Consider the following 24,472-nt stretch of genomic DNA (forward strand, 5'->3'; position numbering starts at 1 on the left):
CAACCTGTCACAGCCCGCGACTTCTAGGTATCGAGCCAAGCATCCAGACAAAAAAGCCTGTAAATGACAATAACTAACTGATTTTTATGCCTTTTTTCGATTCTTCGGCAGTCTACTTTCTATTTAAACCTTGAGGCCCTCAAACGCTCCGCCTTTTTCGGCAAGTGCTTGACTACACCCCTATTGCACATCCCACCCCGAATGAGATTCCATCCGCAAATCAAGGATGGAGATTTTCATGTACCTCGCTGAACTCGCCATAAAAAACTTCCGCAAGCTGCGCGACACAACACTGAAATTTCAGCCCGGGCTGAACGTTCTGGTCGGGCCCAATAATGTGGGAAAAAGCGCCGTTGTCGACGCGCTGCGGACGCTTCTGGCCGGGCACGAAGAGCCGTACCCACGTCTTGATATCGCCGATCGCCACCGGCCTCTTGAAGGCGAACCAGGTGGCGACATCAGCTTTCATTTTGTTTTCAGAGAACTGAGCCTTGATGACGAGGCTGACTTTATCGCGGCCCTGAAACCCTCAGCTGACAACGCTATGGAAGCGCACATCCACGTCCGCTACACCGATGCCGATCAATCTGGTCGCTTCAGGGTTAAACGATGGTGCGGAGATCACCAGGACATTGCTCTTACTTCGGACATGATGGAAAACCTGCGTGGGGTCTATCTTCAGCCTTTGAGGGATGCCGCACAGGGGCTTCGCCCCAGCCGCAACAGCCAGCTGGCTCGCTTGCTCCACTTACTGACTGATGACCAAGGCCGAGAGGCAATCAACGCCGCGCTGAAAGACCTGGATGACCAGTTGCAGCAGAATGAGTCGATCAAAAATACCCATGCCGCGATCTCTGCGCGCCACGGCGCCATGATGGGTGAGCAGTTGGCGCAGGTGCTTGCAGTGGGACTCAGTGCAACAGATTTCCAGCGTCTTTCAGCTCGACTTTCCATGACCGCGCAGTCCATGGAGATTGAGCAGAACGGCCTTGGGTTCAACAATCTTATTTTCATGGCCGTGGTGCTGAGCGAACTGGCCAGAAACCCAGAGGCTGCTTACCGCAGCTTGATTGTCGAGGAGCCGGAAGCGCATCTACACCCCCAACTGCAGCGCGTGCTGTTGAGCTACCTGGCAGGCATTCCTACGAATGAAGGTGAAAAGCCTGTGCAATTGTTCGTCACCAGCCACTCGCCAAACTTCGCCAGCAATTCAAAGCTTCAGTCCCTGGTGTGCTTGGTCGAGAACGATGCAGGTGTAGAGACTTTCTTCCCTCGCGATGTCCAGTTCGAAAAGGGTAAGCGAGAGAAGCTCGAACGCTACTTGGACGTGACCCGGGCAGAGCTGTTTTTCGCCCGTCGCGTCATTTTCGTCGAAGGCGCCGCCGAGCTCATGCTGGTGGACGCTCTCGCGAAACGGCTGGGTTTCGATTTGAAGGATTACGGCATCAGCCTCATCAGCGTCGAGGGACTTAACTTTGACTCGTTCCTCCCGTTGTTCGGTGAGAAAGGACTGCGTATACCTGTGTCTGTGGTCACAGATGCCGACCCGTTTGAAGAGGAAGAGATACCTGAATTAGCGGGAGCAGAACTGACTGATGCGGAGGTCGCGGAGGAGCTCCTCGCTGAGGCGGCGTATCTTGAAGAGACCGACGCACTGAACGAAGAAGAAATCGAAGAGCCTGCCGACTTGGAGGCCGGTGATGGCCAGGGGAAGAAGAAAAAGGTCAAGCGCAAGGCTGTCTATCCTGGGCTAGGCGAAGCCATTCAGGTATCGAGCAACACTTTGAAGATGAAGGCGTCCGAAGACCAGTATGTAAAAGTGCACCACGGGGTTAAGACACTGGAGTATGACCTAGCTTTGCATGAGGAAAATCGAGACGCAATGCTGAAAGCATTGGCTGAGTTTCATCCGAATATCTCGAAGGCGCTGCGTAAGATCGTAGACGCTACACCAGACAACACTGCGAAAGCAAAGGCGCTGTTCTGCGGTATGTTCGAGCGCAAGGACAGCCGTAGCAACGTTCAGAAAGGCCGTTTCGGTCAAGCGCTCGCCGAGCAGATTTCCCTGACACCTGGATGCAAAGTTCCTGCGTACCTTGAGCAGGCGATCAAGCACGTTTGCCAAGGAGCGGGCAAGCTATGAAATTGTCCGATGAGCAAAAGGCAGTGATCCACGCGCCATTACAGGCCATGGCCGTTACCGCCTGCGCCGGTAGCGGAAAAACTGCCACGGCAATCCGCAGACTCATCGCGATTCGGGAAAAGCTCGCAGATCACCGCGGGCGGGTCTTGCTGCTGTCGTTTTCCAATGTCGCTGTGAACACCTTCAACAAAGGTTACGCGCAGCTCGCATCAGGTTTACCAGACGACGCCAATCGTAAGCGCGTAGAGGTGGACACATTGGATGGCTTCTTCACCCAGCATGTTCTACGCCCCCATGCCTTCCGCTCCATGGGCGCCTCGCAAGCCGCCTATCTCGTGTCGGGATCAGAACCCTTCTTAAACAATTTCCAGTACTGGAGGAATGAGCAGGAGAAGGAGCGCCCTATCCCGCTTAAAGATCTGCAAGTGGGCGTAGAGGCTGGAAAAGCAGTCTTTTTTATCGAAGCTCGTGCTGGCGTTGAAAAGCTTGACCGCGGGAAGGCCAGAGCACTGATAGAGAAGCTAGGGCGTACTGGCGCGTATACCCATGAGCTGGGGCGCTATTGGGTCTATCGAACGTTCATTCAACAACCTGCAATTCTGCGAGCGCTCGTCACTCGCTATCCCCAAATTCTGGTAGATGAATCGCAGGATCTGGGGTCGATGCATCAGGCAATCCTTGAGCAACTGATCAATGCGGGCGCCCAGGTTTCATTGATCGGTGACGTTAACCAAGGCATCTTCGCTTTCGCCGGTGCCGATGGCATGTTTTTGAAAACCTACGCCGACCGCCCGGGAGTGCAAGACTATAAGCTTACGCGCAACTACCGTTCCCTCCCCCCCATCATAGATATTGCCAACCGGCTTTGCGGCCGCAACGATGAGCCAGACAGGGAAGCTGATCAAGGCGGAGCGTTTTTCATTGGCTACAAGGGCACCCGAATTCCCCATCTCATCACGGCGTTCAAAGCTCGCTTCAGTGAGTTGGGAATTGAGGCTTCAGATTCAGTCATTCTAAGCAGAGGAACTGATCGAGCCGCGAAGCTTTCAGGGAAGCCAGCGGCTCCAGGACAAGGTACGGTGAAGCTATTCGCGGAGGCTTCACTTGCCCGTGACCAACAGGGTCGGTTAAGAGATGCTTTCCGCCTAGTGTGCAGCGCGGTGGTTAGCCTTATTGACGATGCTCCGCATGGCCTCAGCTCTGCGCTACAGGCTTCGCCTCACGAGGAGTGGCTGCTGAGGCTCAGGCGATTATTGTGGGCATTTGTTCGAGATGCCGAGACGGGGCTTCCCTCCTCGTCGCTGCAAGCTTGCGCAGAGTGGCATCCGAAGCTCTTGGGCAATCTGCGCGCACTACTCGCAAAAATTGACCAACAGTTCGCGCTAAAAACGATTGCTACCTTCGGTCACATGATGGCCAAAAAGCGCTTGAAAGACATCCCGCTCACTGGCGCCAAGGCCGGTGAGCAGGAGCCACATGGCTTGAGGGTTGAAACTGTTCACCAGGTTAAAGGCGAGTCCATAGGAGCCGTGCTCTATGTCGCGACCAAGGCCAACATCTGCGCGATGCTGGGCGGCACAGAGACGGAGGACGGCCGCATCGGCTATGTGGCACTGACGAGAGCGAAAAATCTTTTCTGGCTAGCCGTTCCAGACAGCTGCTTAGACGAAGTGCGAGAGGACCTCATCAAGGCTGGCTTCACAGAGGTGCCAGCCGATAAGGCGGGTAAACGCTTAAAGAAAGACCCAACGGTCGAGTGAATACCCCCTTTCTCACTGTGTCCGGCGGGCTCATCACTCTCAAGCTAACAGGTGCTTTATGAAAACCACAAACGTCCGAAGATTCAGACCCGGCGATCCTTCACGACCGACGCGTGCCTTTTCAGTAAGGGATGAGGAGTAGTCGCAGCAATCCTTTAGCTCCCAGTCTGGCGACCTTGGGTTCAGAATCCGACCGGCAATGCCCGCCGTCACTACTTCAGAGGAACCAGCTTCCTCTGCTGCCAAAATTGCGGGGGGGGCTCATGCTGGTACCCAGGCCCGACAAATGCGCAGTTGCAGCCCTCAATCGCAAGGTTATCCAAGGCGGCACGCGTGTCAATCAAGATCTGATGCATGGCGGTGGCCGGCCCTCACAGAGATGACACTGGAGATTCAGTCTTCGGTGATATAATCGTCCAGACACTCGGGCAGCAACGTGACTTGCGTCCGGGATTCACCTTCAATGAATCGCTTCATGATCGTCCCCGCCACGATCTCAACGATCAGAAGGTTAGACAATCGCAAGCGTTTTCACCCAGCCTGGACCCATAGCAGCCGTTGGCGGAAGTCAAGCTGCGGCTAGTGTAGTGGGCTGCTCATTCGTTGATCTAGTTCATTTTTTCCTTTAAATGAAAACGAGATTTATGATTAAGTAATTAACCGCGCATGGCACTAGATTCCGACAGCCATGGACCTGAAAAGCTTTCGAGTTCTGTCGTAGGCGGAATCCTCAAGTTCCATGTTAACAAAATAACATGCACTTCTTAGTGGAACAGGATGGATGGACTCTTTATATTCAAAGCATAGATCCAGATTGGCTTGATAAAAGACACCAACTATTGCGTCGCTTAATTTGTCGCGCTCAGATTTCTTAAGGTTTCTTTGGAAAACCATTTCCAGTTCATGGCCTATATATGTTTTTATAAGACCTATGAAATTCTGATCGCTAAGAATTGAATTTAATATTCCATCCGCAGCAATTCCATGTGAGAGCGAGCATCTACTCTCTACAAGCAGTTCGTAATTCTTGACAAACAGAGAAAATAGATCTTGACTAAACTCGAAGATTCTTTGTCTGTCGACAAGATTTGAAATATCTACAGCTATTATTCCGGTTTTTGCTTGCCCAGCTTGAATGCGTTTATTTAGTTGAGAAGCACCATCCGAAAATTCGCTCCGAAATTTTTTTTCGCTGTGTAAATATTTACATTCGATCGCAAGCCCTTGAGAGCTTATGACTACATCACACTCAGTCGACAGGTCTATTTCTGCACTTTGTGAAAAGACCTTGCTAAACCTGCCGGCCATAGAAACTTCAAAAAAGCTATGATTATATTTTTCATTCTCGTCATCTAAAATAAATTTACCACCAAGAAGGTCTATCAGCTTTTGGTCTTCAACAATTACATTGCGGTCACTTCTAAACAATTCATTGAGATTACAATATTTGTTTATAATTCCGAAAAGTCTAGCAATTGCAGGTAGATCCATTTCACTAATTCTACCCAGCTCTTTTTTATAGTGCCATAGCTTTGTATTTTCAACTGGAGCCCCAAAGTCAAGACTCTTCTTGAGCGCCCTATAATTTTTGATTAATTCATCGTAATCGGCATGCAATGACTCTACGCGCTGTGAGCGTACTACGGAACTCATAAATTCCTCAAGTAAGTGGTTAAAGGAGTTAGTAGGTAGAATTTTTAATCTTTGTACCTCGCGAAGGGTAACCTCGATTAAGCTTCTACGATGCTCTAAGAACTCTGGATAGAGGTCAAGATGCCACTGTTTTGAGGTTTTCTCAAGTGCTTTGCAGTCGGGCCTTGAGAGTTCATCAGCTAACCAAATTCCAAAAGCCATATTGGCTAGATTTATCGTTTGACGATTCTCGCCTCGTTGAATATGACGGTGCAGCATCCTGATCGAAGAGCGATTCAATGCCGGTTTTGCCTACCTTGAAAGGTATCTAAGGGTCGTTCTCTGCCGGTCACGATTCCATTTCAAGCGATGGGTGATGCACTCGCGTCGCCAGGAGCCTCCGTGCAAAATGCGCATCCTCATGAGTGGTCAGCGTTGGGGCCTTCTATGATCGTCGGTATGAGGGCGATATATGGCTCATTTAAAATCTGTGTTCTAGAGTGCCTTAGGCACACATAACGACTCTAGATTTCACAATCTGTAATCTACTTGCAAGTATCCGCCCTGGTCATCGTGGTTCTCTGGCTTCGGTAAAGTCCGCAGACTCAGTGTCAGCCAACACCACGATGACCATCCCCTATCACCTTGGGCAACTTCGGCTAGTTCAATTACAAAACTTCCCAGGGCTCGACGTGTGTCATCGGTTCGCTGGTGTCTACAGCCATGTCTCGGGGTCAATTCCCCCGGCCAAAGCATAGAGAATGTCTTACTTCTTCCGTCCTCGGGGCTTTCCAAACGTGCTATCAGGGCGCAGGTGCTCCCTATCCACAATACCGTAAACATCCTCTAAAGCACGCATTGCTGTTATAAGCTTCCCACGTAGCGCCTCTTGGCGCTCAATTGCTTCCGAAGCTTCTAGAGTTCTTTGCGAGGAAGCTTTCCGTCTGGCAACGTTGGCAAAGCAGCCCACAACCATCGGTGCAATTTCTACCTCAATTAGCCATGGCGAGCGCGTGCGAAACTGAAGAGGGGCACTCCGTCGCTTATTAAGAAGAATGTTGAGTTCCTCGATTGAAATATCCGAGTTCACATCAGTATTTTGTTGAAACGCTTGTCTCAACACAACACCTCCAAAGCCATTGAAGTTTCTCAGCGCAGAGTCATTACCTAACATGACTACGAATGCGCCGTATGCTGTCATAACTAATCCAGCGGGGTCCATACTTTTAGCTAGATTTACGAATTCAAATGAGCCTGGTTCGATTAAGCTGATAAGAAAGCCTTGTTCTAGAGCGCTGTAGACTCCACCAACAGAGCTCTGAAGGGCTTCCATTACAATATCATATCTTTTCTCGCGGCTGCTAACAGATCTCAATTCACGAGCAATCTGAGGAACTGAACGTTTGAGAAGATCACGTTGGTCCCGGTGCTTCTGAGCTTCTAGCCACAATTGGATTCGCTGACCTAATACTTCAGGCGAAATGCTTTCGAAGTGTACACTATCAGAAAGCGTGCATAAAAAATCTGAGACACTCACAATATTAGCGATTGCAGATGGATTAACTTCATTATCAGTCAGTACACTCGCCTCCAACCAACGATCAGCGAGACGAGCTAGCGATTTACCTTTCCAGCCTCTAATGATCGACTGAGCACAGACGAAAGACAAAGTACGACGAACTGAGTCCATCCCCATAGTTCGAAGTTCATCTACGGAGCTAATAAGCGATGTAAGCTCACCTATGATTAGACCGACAAACCCCAAGGCAGTAGTTTTTTCAAGCGACTTAATATCGAATGGATTACTAATGCTAAAATCTTCTACATTCCAAAACTTTGTGATAGAGGTTACTGGCATCACTGCGCTTGGAAGCGCCAACAGCCGGGGGAGAATATTACTTACATCATAGCTATTACCGATAACTATAGATGGCGCATCAGATTCCTGCCATTTATCATTTTCCCATAAGACACGCAACTGACTGGCAGACAAATAGCCTCCAAATTCAGAACTTGTTAAGGAGTATGATCTGGCCTTTGCCTCTCCAGGGCGTGAAAGAATGCGTAGGAGCTCACTGTGTTCGACATCTACACCTTGAAATTTTTTCATATTTTCTTACCGAATAAGTTCTTGATTGAGACTTTGTCCGTATTAGGCTTTGCAAGTGCGGAAGCAAAGAAAGCATGAAGAGGATTTAGGTGATATATATCCAATATAGTTTTGGCTCTTGTAACCGCCATAAAAACAACTCGTCTCTCGTGCTCATTAAAACTCGAAAGCTCATCAGCTGAAACTATATGAGCGCATCGATATTCTAGGCCTTTGGACGAATGGACCGTGCTCACCCATATAGGTAGGTTAGGATCAAAGTCACTTGCCATAGCATTAGTAACAGAACCAGTCAAACCCGAATCCATTATAAGTTTATCGAATATTTCTCTAACCTTTGCTCGACGGGGAACTAGTACACCTATCGTTTGGTTTGGATATATCGCTAATTGCTTAATTAACTTTTTACTAAGAAGCCGAACTTGTTCATCAAGGCTGACACCCCCGACAACATCCACATCACCCGGATCACCCTTATATTCATGAGTATCGAGCATTGGAGTATGCCCGAATTTTCCGGCCATTATCTTGTCGGCTATCTTCAGGATCGCGGGAGCTACTCGATAGTGATATTTGAGAGTGATGGATCCCGCCCACGAATACTCTTTAAGCCATTTGGATCCAGATGCACCGGAGCCATATATTCCTTGGCGCAAGTCAGCAGCACAGCATAAATTTTTGGCTAGATACTTAAAAATATTAAGATCCTCGACAGAGTAATCTTGTGCCTCATCAACAAATATAACAGGATATGAGTTATGACCCATACCACGACTCATCAGTTCAGTCATGGCATTTTTTAGAGCCGCCTCCCGTTCACTGTAGGATTCTCCTGCTTTTCGCGGAGGCAAAAAATCGTGATCACCAAGTACCTGTTCCAGCAACTTGCGCTGAGTGATGATGCGGTTCGCTGGGAATGAGTACAGATCCGCACCTGTACGAACAAAGTTCTTCAACAAGCTGGTATAGCAAACAATGTAAAATTCCGCATCAGGTGACGCAAGAACTAAATGATTTGCGCGAAGTAGAAGTAAGTTTGTCTTCCCACTTCCAGGCGGCCCCATTAGTATTAGGTCTTTATCAAGATCTTCTTCAAGAACTTGGATTTGCTCGTCAAGCAACTCACTCTCATCAACCCACCATGTGCTAGACACTACTAAACCTCCATTGTTTAATCGGCGATCAACTCTTCAATTATAGTGATCATCCATTCTTGAAAAATTTCTGAGAAATTTTCAAAATTCGTAAAAGCAGGCCCAAGCTTGGTCCAACCAATTTCTGTATTGTCCAAACCCTTAGATGCTCTGACATGTACATCTACGGTTTGCCGATCGTTGAAAACCTCAATGGCGATTTGAAACCGGAATTTAGTGTTAAGGCCAAGCTTGGGTGCTGGATCAAACGAGTACGTGATAGCAGGATTTGGATACACATGCCCGTCAACAGAGGTCGCTCTGGAAGGCATGAATCCGTGTAGCGCTGCAAGTGCTATATCAAACTTTTCCCTGGCAGCGTTTACTGTCTGAACTAATCTAACTTCCTCCAATCGACGATTTTCTTGCTTTTCTAGAGCGTCTGCAGGATTTAAAATATTATTAAGCTTCAGCCTACGTTGAAGAGCCTGCTTCCTTTCATCAAGCGATGGCTTAACTGACTCATGAGCGGAGCCCATGAAATGCTCCCAGGAAACCAAATCAATCCTTTCCCTAGGATTTTTTACGAGGCATCGGGTCGCAAGGCTGCACAAATGATCGCCAACTTCATTGGATACAACTACGACTTGTTCATGGTTTATAGCCAGTACGAGATCAGCATGTCTCGCTGTAGCATGGTGAAAAATAGGTTTTCTGACAATGAGATCGTGTAGCACTGCACCGATTTGATAGAAGGTAATAGCACGCCAGCCTTCTAGTGACTTTTCTTCACGACCATGTATCATCTCAGGCGGGCTGTACTGATGTGTACCAATGAAAGCTTTGGACACTTGCAAAAGTGTAGCGGAATCGTCGTCATGCGGCTTCATGACTCCAAAGTCTAGCAACTTCAAAGATGAGTAGTCTTCACTCACATGTATATTGCTTGGTTTTATATCCCGATGTGTAATCCCCCATAGCTCAAGCTGCATAGCTGCGCTAGCTAATTGCTCAATTAACAAAGAAATCTTGTCAGAAGGTATTACATCCAAAACATCACTCAGCGGCTGTCCCTCTACGGCTTCCATTACTACGAAAAAGTGTCCATTTTTCTCACACAACCCTGCATCAATAATAGCCACTATATGGTCATGATGCTTATCTATCAAACTACGCTCGCGATCGACTCGTATCTGCTGTGCTTCTCTGCCATACTGTTCAACCAGAACTGGGTGAAATACTTTAATTACTGCTGCCTGCTTACCACGTTGCGCACTTAATACAACAGCAGATTTTCCATGTGAAATATAACCTGTTGGCTTCCATCCCGCTATATCCGGGCCTGCCATAAGGGTGTCCGAAAATAACTTAGCTTCTGCAAAATCCATCTTACATGACTCACAAAATTAGCAAATTTGGTAGCGGAAGCTTTCGGCGACTAGCATCACCTCGCACCCAGTAGCGGCTGCCTCACTAAGCCCACTATTTTGATGTTGGACAAAATCGAGACCATCCATACGTGTACGTATCTCTAGAGCGCTGGGATTTGAAGTACTCCAGTAGAATTGATAAACACTAAATAGATCTTTACAGTTAGGGCTATAGCAAACTGAATAATTACCAACTGGCTCAATTAATATTAGCGAAGAAGCACTGGTAACATAACCAGCAGCGATGAGTGGATCCCCCGTACAAAATAGCGATTTTTCTCGATAGGCAACACCGAACCGGTCGAGGAACCATTCGTTCAAGATCTGGTGCGTGGCCAGCGGCATATCCCGGGGTTTTCTTGCCCTCTGGAGATTTGGATTGGAGAACTCCCCAGTAGCGCCTGTCAGGTGCTTGCGGGAATGCGCACGAAAAAGCTTTCGGCCGATTGGTACCATTATTGCTTCCTTTTGAATGGAGCGTCCTGACAACGCATGGGATTGGCCCGTAGATGTAGTCTCACTCGCCTCTTAGTCACAGCGAGGGTGACCTTGCGACTTCGCCCATCATAGATACATTCAACGAGTCAAGGAACTGGCCGTATAAACCAGGCTTGCCGGTCCATCCCGCCGGCCAGACCGATAGGTTAAGGGCGACGATCGGCGCTTCTCTAGACCTCACTCAGGCTTGAAGATGGTCTGTATGCTGTCGACCCAAGGCTGTATCATTCGAGCCAGATCGCTACTGGTCCTGTAAACCACTTTTTTTACCTGTAAACCACCTAGGTTTACAGGTAAAAAAGTGGTTTACACGCTCTATCCGCCAGGCATTTTTTCAGCTGGGTTTTTTAGGCTTGCCCGAATTCATTTCCTCTACATACTTCGCGAACGCCACCTGAGTTTCACCAAGGGTGGCTTTAGGTAAAGGCTTGCGCCGCGGGGGTTTGGCGTGGGGGCTTCGGCTTGCTGACTCGATATGCTTTATCGCTTTGCGCTCCTGCTCGGTCATGGAGGAGTCGATCGCCAGTGCAGTGACGCGTTCGTCTCTCTCCTGCCTGGCGAACTGCACAATGTTGGATGTGTGGGTGGGCGGCACCTCTAGAGGACAATAGAGGTCCTTCCGTTTCGTCCCTCTAGGGCCTTCCACCGCTATCCGGTACAACTCCTCTACATCTCTCCTGCTGCTGGAGTACTCCGTAGACCGGTAGGCCTGGCTTAGATCACTCAGCACGATGTGGCTTCTGCGGGCCTTGCGACACTCAATGTAGGCAAGGCTCAGCAGGTGCACGGCCAATCGCTTCAGTCCGAAGGTCAAGCGGTAGAGCTCCGCAGCGAACTCCCCCTCATTGGCTCGTATCTGGCCGCTGCTTACCCTGACGCACTCAGCGACGTATGCCTTCCAGTCAGTGCCGGCCGGATCGTCCGGCTGCATGACTCTGGGCTGGATCAACAATCGCTGAGTGTCCTCCTGATTTCGTCCCATGAGCTTGTGCAACAGGCTGTAATTGGCGAGGTAGATCATCGGCAGACCTATCCGAGCCAGGGTCAGGAGTATGTCGGTCACCACGGCAGTGCCTTGGCCTTTGACGATATGCTGAGTCTCGTCCAGCAGTAGAAGTGATACGGCATGCCTGTGGACGATGCAACGGCATAAGTTCAACAGCTGGGAAGCGTTGGTTTTCTGTTCAGTAGGGTCGAAATTCAGCAAGAAATCAGCGAGCAATTGCCTTCCGCGGGCTTTGTCGCGGGCACTTGCGTACCAATAGGAGACCAGCGGTACGTTGTCCTGAAAATGGGTGCTTTCGAACTCAGCATTCGACGGAAGCAAACGCATCAGCGCCGCAATGGTCTGGGATTTTCCTACCCCGGCCAGGCCACTTAAGCAGATGGGTGCGACCTCGACATCCGGCGGGTTGTAGATTTTTGATTGGTAATCGCGCTCACTCGTAAACAAGCTTCGGCTGAACAGATCCGCTCGCCCAACCATTTCCTGGATGAAGGTCAGCGAAAACTGATTGGGCAGGTAGATCTGCTTCAGCCTGTCCAATACCACCTCACCCGCGATCATTGGATTCAATTTGCTGAGGTCGCCCAACGGTTCAGGTTGAACGGTCACACGCTTGCGGATTTGCTCGATCTCAAAGCATCCGTCAAACCGTGATTCGATTGCGGCGTTCATTGCGATTTCCCTGTGAAACGAGCAACGTCTGCACTGTCGCGCTTGGCAGCAGCATTCTTGGGTGCCCCACCAGGCTTACGTACACCCCCACCCCACGTTTCACCGGTGGCCTGCTCGAAACGATTTTGGTAGAACCACCTTGTCGCTGGAATTTCCTCTTCGAGATCGGCTTCGCTGTCGCGCCGCATTTGGCCAAGCTCGCACAATTCTCGAAGGGTCAAATCGATTGTTCCCTCTGTCGTCTTCACAGAGCGCATCACATCGAGCTCATAGAGAACACCCTCGACCTCGATCCAGATGTGCCTCACACACATTGTCAGCACATAGGCAGTGGTCTGAATCACACCATGCCTAGCAGCGCGATCAAATACCCCGGTTGCAATCAAAGCTTCAGATCGGTATTTCCGTTTGTGCAGGTAAACCGCATCCCTAGTGATGCTGACCGGCGTAGGGGTCAAAAAAGTTCTGACTGCAGTTTCGAACTCCATTGAAATAGCCGAGTTTCGCCCTCGGGCATCCCAGTAATCCCAGATGCCCTGTGGGGTTGGCCTTACGCCAGCCAAGACCATGTCGTCATTAAGTCTCCTTGTGGCAACAGACGAAGCATTGTCAATAACAACCCTCCAGAGCTCCCTGCGCGCCAGCGAGATGAAATTCTTATCGCTGAGGAAATGGCTTGGCTGGGCTGTCGGATGTTTATCCCGTGGATGAGACGACTCAACCGTGGCTTTGGATTGGCCTGAGAAGGTTGGCGTCAACTCGAACGCTCCGAGCCAGTTTATCTCTGGTAAGCAGTCGAAGTTCGCTCCTGGGCCTCTGTCAAAGATGATGTCACCCGAAAGCCCCTCACAAGCCCATTCTTCGGGATCCAAGACAAATCCGAAAAGCTCGCAGAATTTGACTTTGTTGATTGCCATGCAAAAAAGCGCCATCCGGTAAGCTTCCATGGTTTCGCCAGCCTCGGAAAAACCGATTGCCGTGACCGCCCCAGAAAGCCCGCATGTGCCCCGTATAACGCAATAACCTTTCTGTGCAGTTCCCTCAATCATCCCTGCAGGGTTTTCGAAGAAGTGATACCCGTCAAATTCAACGAGTTGGTTAATGTTGGTCAATAGTTCGGCAAACTCACCTTCGGAGCCAGAAAGCTTTCTACTGTCATAGCGTCCCTTGAGCGCCAAAGACAGTTCACGCTGGGGAATTCGTTTTTTTATCGCGTACCAAAACTGCCGCTCCGTGGGGAAGGGTTTACCGTCAGGATGAATGAATTTATGCCCTGGGCCTTTCTTTTGGACAGATATGCAGCCGAAAAACTTTGTAAGCACGTCGCTGTAAATCTGACCTTGTGTTTTATGCTTGGATTTCTCACAAAGGAAGCCCTCAAGTATTTTGTCTCGCATCGTGCGGTCAGCATGGAATCCCCACTTTTTGCCTTTACGCGAAGGCCTCCCTAGCCTTTGCTTGCAGGCATGATCCTCACGACTCCACCGGCCGGCCTGGTGTAATGGAGGCAGCAGGGCCCATTTGTTCCGCCCGAACACGATGTACGTTAAGAACCAAAGCCGCAGCCGGGTAGGGTTTTGCGGTGGCGATTGATCTTTGGCATGTGCGGCAATTTCTCGGGAAAGTTTGTCACCAGACAGTATCTTATTGGCACGTTCGACTAGACCGGCGATTGCGAAGTACCTACGATTGACTTTCTGATCATAACTCTCTTGAGCTGATTTCCGACTTTCTTCTAGATGTTGAATCGACACGCCTTGGATATTGGCGAGCCAGGGAGGAAACTTATCCGGAGCTTCTTCGATCAACAGGCCATTCTCAAGCGCCTCCTCAAACTCGATGCGACCGAAAGTAATCAGCTGTGCTTTCAGACTACTCTTAGCCTTACTGAAGAAGACCAGCCGAACCCGATTGTTGACTCCATCACTGAGCAAGAAATGGTATACCTCACCTTTTTGCAGTGACTTGTAGCCTTCTGGCGCAACAATGCGCGACCCCATCATCATGAGGAACACTCCTCAAAGAGCCAGCCATACACCGCCAAAACATCGGGCCCGTCTTTCTGAAGCGGCTGATCAATCAAAATCGGATCGAGCAGACTCACCGGAAGGTGGCGGTACCAGATGTCCTGGTAGATCTGACAGATGAACTGATCACGTGCGCCCCAATGATCTGCATATTGGATAGCAATCAGCGCCGGTGGCACGCCTTCATCAACAGCTTCTTTCACCGCGCAGCTAAAATCCTCCAGCAAGCTGGGTTCTACCCTCAGGGGAAGACCATGCATTGGGAACAGTAGCCCCAGATTCTGAACGAGCGTGGGTTGGAGCAGGTCCAGGGATACCTGAACGGTTCTGATGCCCGCACTGGCGTAGTAGGCTTCCTCAAGCGTTGCGCGAAGCTTAGCTTTCGTTCTGTCCTTCTTCTGCTGCGTGGGAGTCTTGGACTGGCCGCTCCTGCGTTCGCCAAAGGCATCTTTCCTATCCTTGACCGTCCAATTCAGTGCATAAGGTCCATTTTTTCCATGCAGGTAGAGCAGTAGGTCTCCCTGGTAGGGGAAAGGCATTCTCTCTCGTTGTCCGTCGGAACCTTGTACTACGATCTCGAAGTGCTGGAAGCCAATCTCCTGCGCAATGTCGGTTGTTCCCCGTACTGGATGAGGGAAAACCCCATGCATCAGAGGATGCCCAAACAGCGGATGCGAGCTGTTAATTGGCCATAGCATCTTCTGCTCATGCAAATCAAACAGACCAGGATGATAGAGAGCCAACTGAGTGAATACGCGCTCAGGTCGCGAGAGTGTATGGATAGTGCGGCCCAGCAAGCGACTGTTAAGCCGACTGGGTCTGGAGGTCTTCGGTGCCTCACCTGGAACCGCCATGATAGAGGGGGCGTACTGGTCCCCCCATTTGAACCCGGCTTGGCGTTCCATTATCAGTGCGAAGCGTTGTTGCAGAGTCATCTCAATTGTCCATTGCCACCGGTTTTGCCGATGCGCCTGGGCTGGGGATAACAGGCAAGCCATCGGCCAAACCCTTGTACTGCGGGCTCAGGCCCCTTCACGGCGCTGTGGATAACGCCAACCTTCTTGTGGACGAACGAAGTCGTGCGGGGCTTGACGCCCCACATGCGCGAGATAGACAATGGAAGGGTCAGGGTCTCTTTCTGACTTATCCACAGGGGGCCTGAGCTGTCACTCGGGCTCCCTGTTCTATCTGACTTTTCTAGCGCTGCTGCTAGTTATGTCATGTGAAAATCCTTGATCAGGTGGCGTAGCCGCCTTACGGCTACTTGCTCGGGAATAGTTATGATGTCAGAGGTGTCCAGCTAGACGCTGGGTTGAACTCGTTTCGCTTTAAACTTAAATTTTATCGCTCAGTTTTAATTTCTGACAACAGATTAGCGCACGCTATTTTTTGGCCGAAATCTAATAATTAAACTCTGGTTTAACAAAATAGGTTTTTACCCTATTTCTATCTAACCAATTCTTGGCAATATTCCTAACGGGAATTTTCAAGGCTTGGGCTCTGCGTTTATTCTGTACCCGGACCTGGATCCGAGCTTGAGAAATTGCTTCCGCTCCGAAATGCCCCTATCACCAGATGGGCCGAGGACGAGACTTTCTATAGCCTCTGCAGCCGTCAGCACGTTGTACTGAGCAGCCCAACCCCGTTGTCTACATCCGCTTGGCTTTTCGGCTCGCCAACAGCGTCAACCGCTCACGATCTTCCCTTCAACCTGGCTGCGCTGAACGGTGCAGCTGCAGCAAGCTGGGGAAGTGCTCGATCGATTATTTTTGAGCACACAATCCTGCCATTTTTTCTGCCCTTCCAATCGGCTCACCATGAAGTGGAAGCGATGCAGGTAATGGAAGGCACAAGCCTAGGTTCGCTGAAGTACAAGTTAGGCCTCCTTACCGGCCGGTTCGGTGCTGAGCATCCGCTGAAAGCATGCTCGCAGTGCATGGAGACAGACCTCGCTACACATGGATTCACCTACTGGCATCTCGCCCATCAGTACCCAGGCGTTCTGGTATGTCCTACGCATCGGGAGATGTTGAGAGAAAGTTGCTACAACCGGCAGTGGTCTGGACGCTTCCACTGGATATTGCCACGTGAAAGCACGCTTGAGCCGACCAAGGTCCCCGCTCCCGAACCATCGCAAAAGGCATTGGAGCAGGTCGCAACGGCGGTCTTGGATCTGGCCGTCTGCGGGCGTCGCCGGCGATTTCGCCCAGACCTAGTGAGAACACTTTACAAGACAGCCTTGGCTTCTGGGATCGAGCTCACAATGGACGCCTTCGCTCATCACTGCGCCTCGCTCCAACCGTTTCCAATCTTCGCCTCGTTACCGAGGACGCCTCAGCAAGTGCCAACTTTCTGGGCGCAGCTCGTCCGCGACCGGCAGAGCCACAGTCATCCGCTCAGGCACCTGCTCGCGATCACCTGGCTATTTGGATCAGTGAGCGGTTTTGTCGAGGCGTACGATCTCGCTGTTGGACATCTGGAGTCTCAAGAGAGGCAGGCGGACCACGAGGAAGCTGATTACCAATGCTGCAAATCTCTCTGCAAAGATTTTCCTATCAAGACGCCGCAGACGCGCAGGCCGAAGGTGCTTAAGCTACCCATTCGAAACGACATCTTGGACTGCCTGTGCCGCGGGGAGCCGAAGAACGAGATCTGCGCAAGATTCGGAATCACGGTGTCGACGGTAAACAAGCTGCTTCGTTCAGAGCCGGAAGTGAAGAGGTCTTGGATAGAGCAGTCTCTAATGACCAACGTGGAGAAGCATCGATCCCTATGGATCGTCGCAGCAGCCACCCAACGTAACCGTACTCCACACGACATCCGAGCACTTGCCCCAGACATATACGCTTGGCTCTATCGGAATGACCGTGAGTGGCTGCTTTCACAAACACGAGAGCTCCCTTCGGGACGGCTGGGTAACCATTCTCGGGTGAACTGGGAGAAGCGTGACGAGGACCTGCTCATCCAGGTCAGTCGCACCTTCATCGAACTGGGTAGAGTTGGCAGAGATGGCGAGGTCAGCCGTCGAGCGCTTTTTCTCGCCTGTCCTACGCTGGCCGGAGCCCTTGAAAAGTACGGCCGCTACCCACGCACACGAGCCTTTGTGAAATCGATAGTCCTTATCTAGCCGTGTCACGGTCGACCGCCATGTTTCGCGGCGTAATAAAAATAGACCATCCTCCCTTACTGCCCGTGGCGCATTTATGTTTCGCTCCCTGGTGGGAGCTGAATGCGAACTCTTAAACAGCAGCTCTGTCCAGTTGCCCCATATTCTCTCTGGTTCTGACACCCAGTCTGGGAACGGGAGGTAAGACAAGGTGTGACCTTTTGATCAAACGTCTCGATGGGCTGTCGCTCTGCATACAACAGCTATAGTGGTACAGTGAATCTAAATCACGAAATGCCGACTGACTAGAGAGACGCATCGACTTATCACAGGGATAGGGGCAGGAAAGAACTGCTATACCCATTGTATAGTCTTCCGTGACGTACCAAGCAGACTCATCACCCATTGCTAAGTAGGTGCCCCATCCATTCTGAACCAACCTAGAAATGCCGTGCTCGCCGATGTCCCGCGTGAATTCATCAATGTCGCCATAATGCGAAAAAATTGCTTTTAATATTAGCTCAAGGGAGCTCTCTACGTGCGCAGCATCATTGTCGACGGTTTGATCCTGCATGCGAATGGCCGCTAATTCGAGGTCTTTCTCCAACCAGTAGATGTCGTGCCACGTGGTGACCCCTTCCGGCATCATAGCCTTCACCTTCCGCCGCACAGCACTCACTGCAGCCTCGGCCGAGATGTGGCGAGCTGATGTGCAAAATGCATGGTTGAAGCGTGCTCGTTGGAACTCGGCGCCGTCACTATTAATGGAAGGTGCCACCTCCCACAAGTAATGGCCATCACAGCCTCTCCACATTACATCTAGACGATGTTTCGGATCGCCCAATGAAGTTTTGCAATACGGGCAGTGTGTAAGCAATAACGTATTATGCTTGTGGCAAACAGTGTCGTTTTCAAACCGGGAATATGCCCGACGCCAATATGAGAAACCAAGCATTGCTAAGTCTTCCTTAGCGCACTCAGGACAGTAACTTACATTTTTTTCGGTGTACGGCTCACCCTTAAATGGATAGAGCTTCCGCGAGTAGGAAATATCCTGAGAATGTTTAACAACGTAATTCACAGCGAGGGAAGTATGAAGGGAAATCAGCCGATCGAAACCATAGCTTCCATCCCACCCCAGAAAGACCGAAATTTCTTTCAGGTCAGATTTGAAGAATCGAACCTTATTTTGAAATTTACGGATGTCGTCGACAGCATGAGAGTCCCAGCAGAGGAACAAAGAACGTTCCAGATACGAACGAATTGACTCTTCTGGCTGAATTTGCAAACGCGGTATGGAGAGCATGCTGAGACTGCTTGGATAACGTAACTGTGTCGGGCCGACCCACGCGACCGCGGCCCCTATGGGAGGCAGCAGTCGCGCATGACAGCTTTTATTGTGGCGGTACCGCTTTTATTGTCGGAAACCATTCAAACCGGCAACTAGCGTTGTTTACTCAACCGTAACCGACTTGGCCAGGTTACGCGGCTGGTCTACGTCGGTGCCCTTGAGCACGGCCACGTAGTACGACAGCAGCTGCAGCGGAATGGTGTACAGGATCGGCGCCAGGGCATCGGCGATGTGCGGTACCTTGATCACGTGGGTGCCTTCACCATTGCTCATGCCAGCCTGCTCGTCGGCGAACACCACCAACTCGCCACCACGGGCACGCACTTCCTGCAGGTTGGACTTCAGCTTCTCCAGCAGTTCGTTGTTAGGCGCAACGGTAACCACCGGCATGTCGTTGTCCACCAGGGCCAACGGGCCGTGCTTCAGCTCGCCTGCCGGGTAAGCTTCGGCGTGGATGTAGGAAATCTCCTTGAGCTTCAAAGCACCTTCCATCGCCACCGGGTACTGCGCACCACGGCCGAGGAACAGGGTGTGATGCTTGTCTGCGAACAGCTCGGCGATCTTCTCGACAGTCGCGTCCATGGCCAGGGCTTCGCCCAGACGGGTCGGCAGACGACGCAGCTCTTCCACCAGCTCGGCCTCGACACCGGCTTCCAGGGTACCGCGCACTTGGCCAAGGGCCAGGGTCAGCAGCATCAGCGACACCAGCTGGGTGGTGAAGGCTTTGGTCGAGGCCACGCCGATTTCCGGGCCGGCCAGGGTCAGCAGGGTCAGGTCCGACTCACGCACCAGCGAGCTGATGCCCACGTTGCAGATTGCCAGGCTGCCGAGGAAGCCCAGTTCCTTGGCGTTACGCAGCGCAGCCAACGTGTCGGCAGTTTCGCCGGACTGCGAGATGGACACGAACAGGGTATCCGGCTGCACCACTACTTTGCGGTAACGGAACTCACTGGCCACTTCCACCTGGCACGGGATGCCAGCCAGGCTTTCCAGCCAGTAACGGGCGACCATACCGGCGTGGTAGCTGGTGCCGCAGGCAACGATCTGCACGTTGCGCACTTTTGCGAACAGTTCGGCAGCTTTCGGGCCAAAGGCCTGGACCATCACGTTGTCTTTGCCCAGGCGGCCTTCCAGCGTGCGCTGCACGACGCTTGGCTGCTCATGGATTTCCTTGAGCATGAAGTGGCGGTAGTTGCCCTTGTCGGCAGCCTCGGCGCCTTCATGGTACTGCACGGTTTCGCGCTGGACCTTGTTGCCCTGCTGGTCCCAGATGGTGACCTGGTCACGGCGGATTTCAGCGATGTCGCCTTCTTCCAGATACATGAAGCGGTCGGTGACCTGGCGCAGCGCCAGTTGGTCGGAGGCCAGGAAGTTTTCGCCCAGGCCCAGGCCGATAACCAGCGGGCTGCCGCTGCGTGCAGCCACCAGGCGGTCAGGTTGCTTGGTGCTGATCAGTGCCAGGCCATAGGCACCATGCAGGCGCTTCACCGCAGCTTTCAAAGCATCGGCCAGGTCGGGGATGCTCTTCAGGGTGTGGTGGATCAGGTGGACGATGACTTCGGTATCGGTCTGCGAAGTGAACACGTAGCCCAGGCCTTTCAGCTCTTCGCGCAGTTCTTCGTGGTTCTCGATGATGCCGTTGTGCACCACAGCCACTTCATTGCCCGAGAAGTGCGGGTGGGCGTTGCCTTCGGTCGGTGCACCGTGGGTAGCCCAACGGGTGTGGGCAATGCCCAGCTGGCCAGCCAGCGGGTCGGCGGCAACAGCGGCTTCAAGCTCGCTGACCTTGCCGATACGGCGGCGACGCTGCAGTTCACCGCTTTGGGTGAGAACGGCCAGCCCGGCGCTGTCGTAGCCGCGGTACTCAAGACGCTTGAGGCCCTCGATCAGGATGGCTGTGATATTACGCTCGGCGACAGCACCAACGATTCCACACATGTTTTATTTCTCCTGGCTGATCGCGGCGCAGATCAGGTTGATGCCGCGAGCTTCAATTTGTTCGCGTGCCGCAACGGGCAGGCGTTCGTCTGTAATAAGGGTGTGCACGCTGCCCCAGGGCAACTCAAGGTTGGGGATCTTGCGCCCCACCTTGTCCGACTCGACCATCACGATCACTTCGCGGGCAACTTCGGCCATGACCCGGCTAAGCCCGAGCAACTCGTTGAAGGTAGTGGTGCCCCGGCCAAGGTCGATGCCATCGGCACCGATGAACAGCTGGTCGAAATCGTAGGAGCGTAGAACCTGCTCGGCGACCTGGCCCTGGAACGATTCCGAATGCGGATCCCAGGTACCACCTGTCATCAGCAGTACCGGCTCGTGTTCAAGGTCGCAGATGGCCCGTGCCACGTTCAGCGAGTTGGTCATGACCACCAGGCCAGGCTGACGCCCCAGTTCGGGGATCATCGCTGCCGTGGTGCTGCCACTGTCAATGATGATGCGCGCATGTTCGCGGATCCGGCCAACGGCGGCGCGAGCAATGGCCTTCTTGTAGGAAGACACAGGCTGGGCTGGCTCACCGAGCAGTTCTTGCGGCACCGGTACCGCACCCCCGTAGCGGCGCAATAACAGGCCGTTGGTTTCAAGGGCGGCCAGGTCTTTGCGAATGGTCACTTCCGAAGTCTCGAAACGCTTGGCCAAGGCGTCCACGCTCACCTCGCCCTGCTCGCTGAGCATGGCCAGTATGTTGTGGCGGCGTTGCGGTGTGTTCCGTTTCGACATGAGCGCTTAAGTTTCGTTTCGAAAGATAATAATTGCAATCAAAACCTAAGATGGGCGATTCGTCAAGCTGTTGCTGCCCTGTGGATAGTTTCTTCTGCTTCGGCGCGGTCCCTGTAGGAGCGGCCTTGTGTCGCGATGAGCTGCAACGCAGCCCCCTGGATTTCAAGGGGGCCCACAGATTGTGGGGGCTGCTATGCAGCCCATCGCGACACAAGGCCGCTCCTACAAGGAATTACCGATCGCTCAATAAAAAAGCCGACTTATTCACATAAGTCGGCTTTCGATCGAAACAGCTGTGAATAACTCAGCTCTTCTTGATCTTCTCTGGCCGCTTCCAGCCCGCGATGTTGCGCTGGCGCGCACGCGCCACGGCCAGGTCACCAGCCTCCACGGTCTGGGTAATGGTCGAACCGGCAGCCGTGGTCGCACCAGCCTGGATTTCCACAGGCGCTACCAGCGAATTGTTCGAACCGATGAACACGTCTTCGCCCATCACCGTCTTGAACTTGTTCGCGCCATCGTAGTTGCAGGTGATGGTGCCGGCGCCAATGTTGGTGCGCGCACCGATTTCAGCATCGCCCAGGTAGGTCAGGTGACCAGCCTTGGCGCCCTCACCCAGGTGGGCGTTTTTCAGTTCGACGAAGTTACCCACATGGGCCTTGGCCTCCAGCACGCTGCCCGGGCGCAGGCGAGCAAACGGCCCAGCATCGCTGCCCTCGCCCATCACGGCCCCTTCAAGGTGGCTGTTGGCCTTGACCACCGCGCCTTTGCGCAGGGTGGTGTTCTTGATTACGCAATTCGGGCCAATCTGCACATCGTCCTCGATGACCACCTTGCCTTCGAGAATCACGTTGATGTCGATCAGCACATCACGACCAACGGTCACTTCACCCCGTACATCGAAGCGCGCCGGGTCGCGCAGGGTCACACCCTGGGCCATCAGGCGGCGGCCTTCACGCAGCTGATAGTGACGTTCCAGCTCGGACAGCTGGCGGCGGTCGTTGGCGCCCTGCACTTCCATCGGGTCGTGCGGCTGTTCGGTGGCCACAACCAGGCCATCGGCCACCGCCATGGCGATGACGTCGGTCAGGTAATACTCGCCTTGGGCGTTGTTGTTCGACAGGCGGCCCATCCAGTCGGCCAGGCGGGCGGCTGGCAGGGCCAGAATACCGGTGTTGCCTTCCTTGATTGCTTTCTGCGCGTCGTTGGCGTCCTTGTGCTCAACGATGGCAGTTACCTTGCCCTGCTCGTCCCGGACGATCCGACCATAGCCGGTCGGGTCATCCAGGGTGACAGTCAGCAGGCCCAACTGCTGGTCGTTCGCCTTGGCCAACAGACGCTGCAGGGTCTCCACTTCGATCAACGGTACATCGCCGTACAGCACCAGCACGGTGTCGGCGGTCACAGCCGGCAGTGCCTGGGCTACCGCATGGCCAGTACCCAACTGTTTTTCCTGCATGACGAAGTTCAGGTCGTCAGCGGCCAGGCGCTCGCGAACCAGCTCGGCACCGTGGCCAATGACCACGTGAATACCTTGCGGCTGCAGCTGGCGCGCACTGTGGATAACATGGCCGAGCATGGAGTTGCCGGCAACCGGGTGCAGCACCTTGGGCAGCGCCGAGCGCATGCGGGTGCCTTGGCCGGCGGCGAGAATAACGATATCGAGTGACATTACTGGCTACCAATCCTGGGCGGTCAGTGAAATGACCGGGGGGGAGAAATCAGAAAAAGAAAAAGGGTAGCCGAGGCTACCCTTTTACTCAATCGCAACAGAAGTTATCAGCCAAGGGCCAATTACTTGCCTTTGCGCATTTGCTGGACGGTACGCAGCTGAGCTGCGGCCTCGGCCAGACGTGCGGCGGCGGCACCGTAGTCGAAGTCCGCGCCTTTCAGATTCAGGGCGTTCTCAGCAGCCTTGAGGGCCTCCTGAGCCTGAGCTTCATCCAGGTCTGCAGCACGTTGCACGGTATCGGCAAGCACCTTGACCATGTTCGGCTGAACCTCGAGGAAGCCACCAGAGATGTAGAACACCTCTTGGGCGCCACCCTGCTTGGTCAGCGTGATCGGACCTGGCTTCAGATTGGTGATCAGCGGCGCGTGACCCGGAGCGATACCAAGATCACCCAGGTTACCGTGCGCAACCACCATCTCGACCAGACCGGAGAAAATTTCTCCTTCCGCGCTGACGATATCGCAATGGACTGTCATAGCCATCTGCTTGCCTCAACCTGATAGCGCCCCTTGCGGGGCGCAGGAATTACAGTTTCTTGGCTTTCTCGATCGCTTCGTCGATGCTGCCGACCATGTAGAACGCTTGTTCTGGCAGGTGGTCGTAGTCACCTTTGAGGATGCCGCTGAAGCCAGCGATGGTGTCTTTCAGGGAAACGTACTTGCCTGGCGAACCGGTGAAGACTTCGGCCACGAAGAACGGCTGCGACAGGAAGCGCTGGATCTTACGAGCGCGGGCTACCAGTTGCTTGTCGGTCTCGGACAGTTCGTCCATACCCAGGATCGCAATGATGTCCTTCAGCTCTTTGTAGCGCTGCAGAACATACTGAACGCCACGAGCGGTGTCGTAGTGCTCGTTGCCGATCACGTTCGGGTCCAGCTGGCGCGAAGTCGAGTCCAGTGGGTCGACCGCTGGGTAGATACCCAGGGAGGCGATGTCACGGGACAGAACGACGGTGGCGTCCAAGTGGGCGAAGGTGGTCGCTGGCGACGGGTCGGTCAAGTCGTCCGCAGGTACGTATACGGCCTGAACGGAGGTGATCGAACCTTCCTTGGTGGAGGTGATGCGCTCTTGCAGAACGCCCATCTCTTCAGCCAGGGTCGGCTGGTAACCTACTGCCGAAGGCATACGGCCCAGCAGTGCGGATACTTCGGTAC

16 protein-coding genes and 1 pseudogene are annotated in these 24,472 nt (G+C 52.7%); 3 read left to right on the forward strand and 14 right to left on the reverse strand.

Annotation, left to right across the window (positions count from 1 at the left end):
- Nucleotides 1–238: 238 nt before the first annotated feature.
- Together ACQKPZ_RS22295 and ACQKPZ_RS22300 are read left to right on the forward strand one after the other, a co-directional pair.
- Nucleotides 239–2,143 carry an ATP-dependent nuclease gene (locus tag ACQKPZ_RS22295; RefSeq protein WP_427542244.1) on the forward strand — a complete coding sequence of 635 codons (1,905 nt, stop codon included), beginning with the start codon at nucleotides 239–241 and terminating at the stop codon, nucleotides 2,141–2,143.
- A complete protein-coding gene (locus tag ACQKPZ_RS22300; protein ID WP_427542247.1) occupies nucleotides 2,140–3,903 on the forward strand; it encodes a UvrD-helicase domain-containing protein in 1,764 nt (587 codons plus the stop codon). The genes ACQKPZ_RS22295 and ACQKPZ_RS22300 overlap by 4 nt, the downstream gene beginning before the upstream one ends.
- 672 nt (nucleotides 3,904–4,575) lie before the next feature.
- Here the strand turns inward: ACQKPZ_RS22300 and ACQKPZ_RS22305 are convergent.
- From ACQKPZ_RS22305 to ACQKPZ_RS22340, 8 genes are all read right to left on the reverse strand, one after another.
- Nucleotides 4,576–5,814, reverse strand: coding sequence for a hypothetical protein (locus ACQKPZ_RS22305; protein WP_427542250.1), 1,239 nt, complete (start codon nucleotides 5,812–5,814; stop codon nucleotides 4,576–4,578).
- Nucleotides 5,815–6,301: 487 nt separating this feature from the next.
- A complete protein-coding gene (locus ACQKPZ_RS22310) occupies nucleotides 6,302–7,645 on the reverse strand; it encodes a hypothetical protein (RefSeq protein WP_427542253.1) in 1,344 nt (447 codons plus the stop codon).
- Nucleotides 7,642–8,799 carry an ATP-binding domain-containing protein gene (locus tag ACQKPZ_RS22315; protein WP_427542256.1) on the reverse strand — a complete coding sequence of 386 codons (1,158 nt, stop codon included), beginning with the start codon at nucleotides 8,797–8,799 and terminating at the stop codon, nucleotides 7,642–7,644. The genes ACQKPZ_RS22310 and ACQKPZ_RS22315 overlap by 4 nt, the downstream gene beginning before the upstream one ends.
- 17 nt (nucleotides 8,800–8,816) lie before the next feature.
- Complete coding sequence (locus tag ACQKPZ_RS22320; RefSeq protein ID WP_427542259.1) at nucleotides 8,817–10,166, reverse strand: serine/threonine protein kinase; 1,350 nt, start codon at nucleotides 10,164–10,166, stop codon at nucleotides 8,817–8,819.
- A gap of 18 nt (nucleotides 10,167–10,184) precedes the next feature.
- Nucleotides 10,185–10,664: a hypothetical protein gene (locus tag ACQKPZ_RS22325; RefSeq protein ID WP_427542262.1), complete on the reverse strand. Its 480-nt coding sequence runs from the start codon at nucleotides 10,662–10,664 to the stop codon at nucleotides 10,185–10,187.
- Nucleotides 10,665–11,040: 376 nt separating this feature from the next.
- Complete coding sequence (locus ACQKPZ_RS22330; protein WP_427542265.1) at nucleotides 11,041–12,384, reverse strand: ATP-binding protein; 1,344 nt, start codon at nucleotides 12,382–12,384, stop codon at nucleotides 11,041–11,043.
- Nucleotides 12,381–14,390 carry a transposase gene (locus ACQKPZ_RS22335; RefSeq protein WP_427542268.1) on the reverse strand — a complete coding sequence of 670 codons (2,010 nt, stop codon included), beginning with the start codon at nucleotides 14,388–14,390 and terminating at the stop codon, nucleotides 12,381–12,383. Before ACQKPZ_RS22335 ends, ACQKPZ_RS22330 begins: the two co-directional genes overlap by 4 nt.
- A complete protein-coding gene (locus ACQKPZ_RS22340) occupies nucleotides 14,387–15,346 on the reverse strand; it encodes a hypothetical protein (RefSeq protein WP_427542271.1) in 960 nt (319 codons plus the stop codon). Before ACQKPZ_RS22340 ends, ACQKPZ_RS22335 begins: the two co-directional genes overlap by 4 nt.
- 608 nt (nucleotides 15,347–15,954) lie before the next feature.
- On the opposite strand from ACQKPZ_RS22340, the gene ACQKPZ_RS22345 reads away from it, so the two are divergent.
- A complete protein-coding gene (locus ACQKPZ_RS22345; RefSeq protein WP_427542274.1) occupies nucleotides 15,955–17,538 on the forward strand; it encodes a TnsD family Tn7-like transposition protein in 1,584 nt (527 codons plus the stop codon).
- Between the two features lie 112 nt (nucleotides 17,539–17,650).
- Here ACQKPZ_RS22345 and ACQKPZ_RS22350 read toward each other — a convergent pair whose 3' ends face one another.
- The 6 genes and pseudogenes from ACQKPZ_RS22350 to ACQKPZ_RS22375 all read right to left on the reverse strand — a co-directional run.
- Nucleotides 17,651–18,823, reverse strand: a complete 1,173-nt coding sequence (locus tag ACQKPZ_RS22350) for a TniQ family protein (RefSeq protein ID WP_427542277.1) — start codon at nucleotides 18,821–18,823, stop codon at nucleotides 17,651–17,653.
- 147 nt (nucleotides 18,824–18,970) lie between these two features.
- Entirely contained in the window at nucleotides 18,971–20,806 is a 1,836-nt protein-coding gene (gene glmS / locus ACQKPZ_RS22355; protein WP_427542280.1) for a glutamine--fructose-6-phosphate transaminase (isomerizing), read from the reverse strand.
- Between the two features lie 3 nt (nucleotides 20,807–20,809).
- Entirely contained in the window at nucleotides 20,810–21,586 is a 777-nt protein-coding gene (locus tag ACQKPZ_RS22360) for a DeoR/GlpR family DNA-binding transcription regulator (RefSeq protein ID WP_427542283.1), read from the reverse strand.
- Nucleotides 21,587–21,890: 304 nt separating this feature from the next.
- On the reverse strand, nucleotides 21,891–23,258 hold the full coding sequence (gene glmU, locus ACQKPZ_RS22365) for a bifunctional UDP-N-acetylglucosamine diphosphorylase/glucosamine-1-phosphate N-acetyltransferase GlmU (RefSeq protein ID WP_391131174.1): 1,368 nt from the start codon (nucleotides 23,256–23,258) through the stop codon (nucleotides 21,891–21,893).
- Nucleotides 23,259–23,380: 122 nt separating this feature from the next.
- The gene (locus tag ACQKPZ_RS22370) at nucleotides 23,381–23,800 is read right to left on the reverse strand and encodes a F0F1 ATP synthase subunit epsilon (RefSeq protein WP_016489909.1); all 420 of its coding nucleotides are present in this window, start codon (nucleotides 23,798–23,800) and stop codon (nucleotides 23,381–23,383) included.
- Nucleotides 23,801–23,843: 43 nt separating this feature from the next.
- Nucleotides 23,844–24,472 (reverse strand): annotated as a pseudogene (locus ACQKPZ_RS22375) (F0F1 ATP synthase subunit beta); the annotation flags it as partial.

It is taken from the genome of Pseudomonas sp. NPDC089547 (assembly GCF_050280665.1).
Lineage (GTDB): Bacteria > Pseudomonadota > Gammaproteobacteria > Pseudomonadales > Pseudomonadaceae > Aquipseudomonas.

Coding starts and splice junctions, on each gene's coding strand:
- ACQKPZ_RS22295 (WP_427542244.1), top strand. CDS start 239: ATGTACCTCGCTGAACTCGCCATAAAAAACTTCCGCAAGCTGCGCGAC.
- ACQKPZ_RS22300 (WP_427542247.1), top strand. CDS start 2,140: ATGAAATTGTCCGATGAGCAAAAGGCAGTGATCCACGCGCCATTACAG.
- ACQKPZ_RS22305 (WP_427542250.1), bottom strand. CDS start 5,814: ATGCTGCACCGTCATATTCAACGAGGCGAGAATCGTCAAACGATAAAT.
- ACQKPZ_RS22310 (WP_427542253.1), bottom strand. CDS start 7,645: ATGAAAAAATTTCAAGGTGTAGATGTCGAACACAGTGAGCTCCTACGC.
- ACQKPZ_RS22320 (WP_427542259.1), bottom strand. CDS start 10,166: ATGGATTTTGCAGAAGCTAAGTTATTTTCGGACACCCTTATGGCAGGC.
- ACQKPZ_RS22325 (WP_427542262.1), bottom strand. CDS start 10,664: ATGGTACCAATCGGCCGAAAGCTTTTTCGTGCGCATTCCCGCAAGCAC.
- ACQKPZ_RS22330 (WP_427542265.1), bottom strand. CDS start 12,384: ATGAACGCCGCAATCGAATCACGGTTTGACGGATGCTTTGAGATCGAG.
- ACQKPZ_RS22335 (WP_427542268.1), bottom strand. CDS start 14,390: ATGATGATGGGGTCGCGCATTGTTGCGCCAGAAGGCTACAAGTCACTG.
- ACQKPZ_RS22340 (WP_427542271.1), bottom strand. CDS start 15,346: ATGACTCTGCAACAACGCTTCGCACTGATAATGGAACGCCAAGCCGGG.
- ACQKPZ_RS22350 (WP_427542277.1), bottom strand. CDS start 18,823: ATGCTCTCCATACCGCGTTTGCAAATTCAGCCAGAAGAGTCAATTCGT.
- glmS (WP_427542280.1), bottom strand. CDS start 20,806: ATGTGTGGAATCGTTGGTGCTGTCGCCGAGCGTAATATCACAGCCATC.
- ACQKPZ_RS22360 (WP_427542283.1), bottom strand. CDS start 21,586: ATGTCGAAACGGAACACACCGCAACGCCGCCACAACATACTGGCCATG.
- glmU (WP_391131174.1), bottom strand. CDS start 23,258: ATGTCACTCGATATCGTTATTCTCGCCGCCGGCCAAGGCACCCGCATG.
- ACQKPZ_RS22370 (WP_016489909.1), bottom strand. CDS start 23,800: ATGGCTATGACAGTCCATTGCGATATCGTCAGCGCGGAAGGAGAAATT.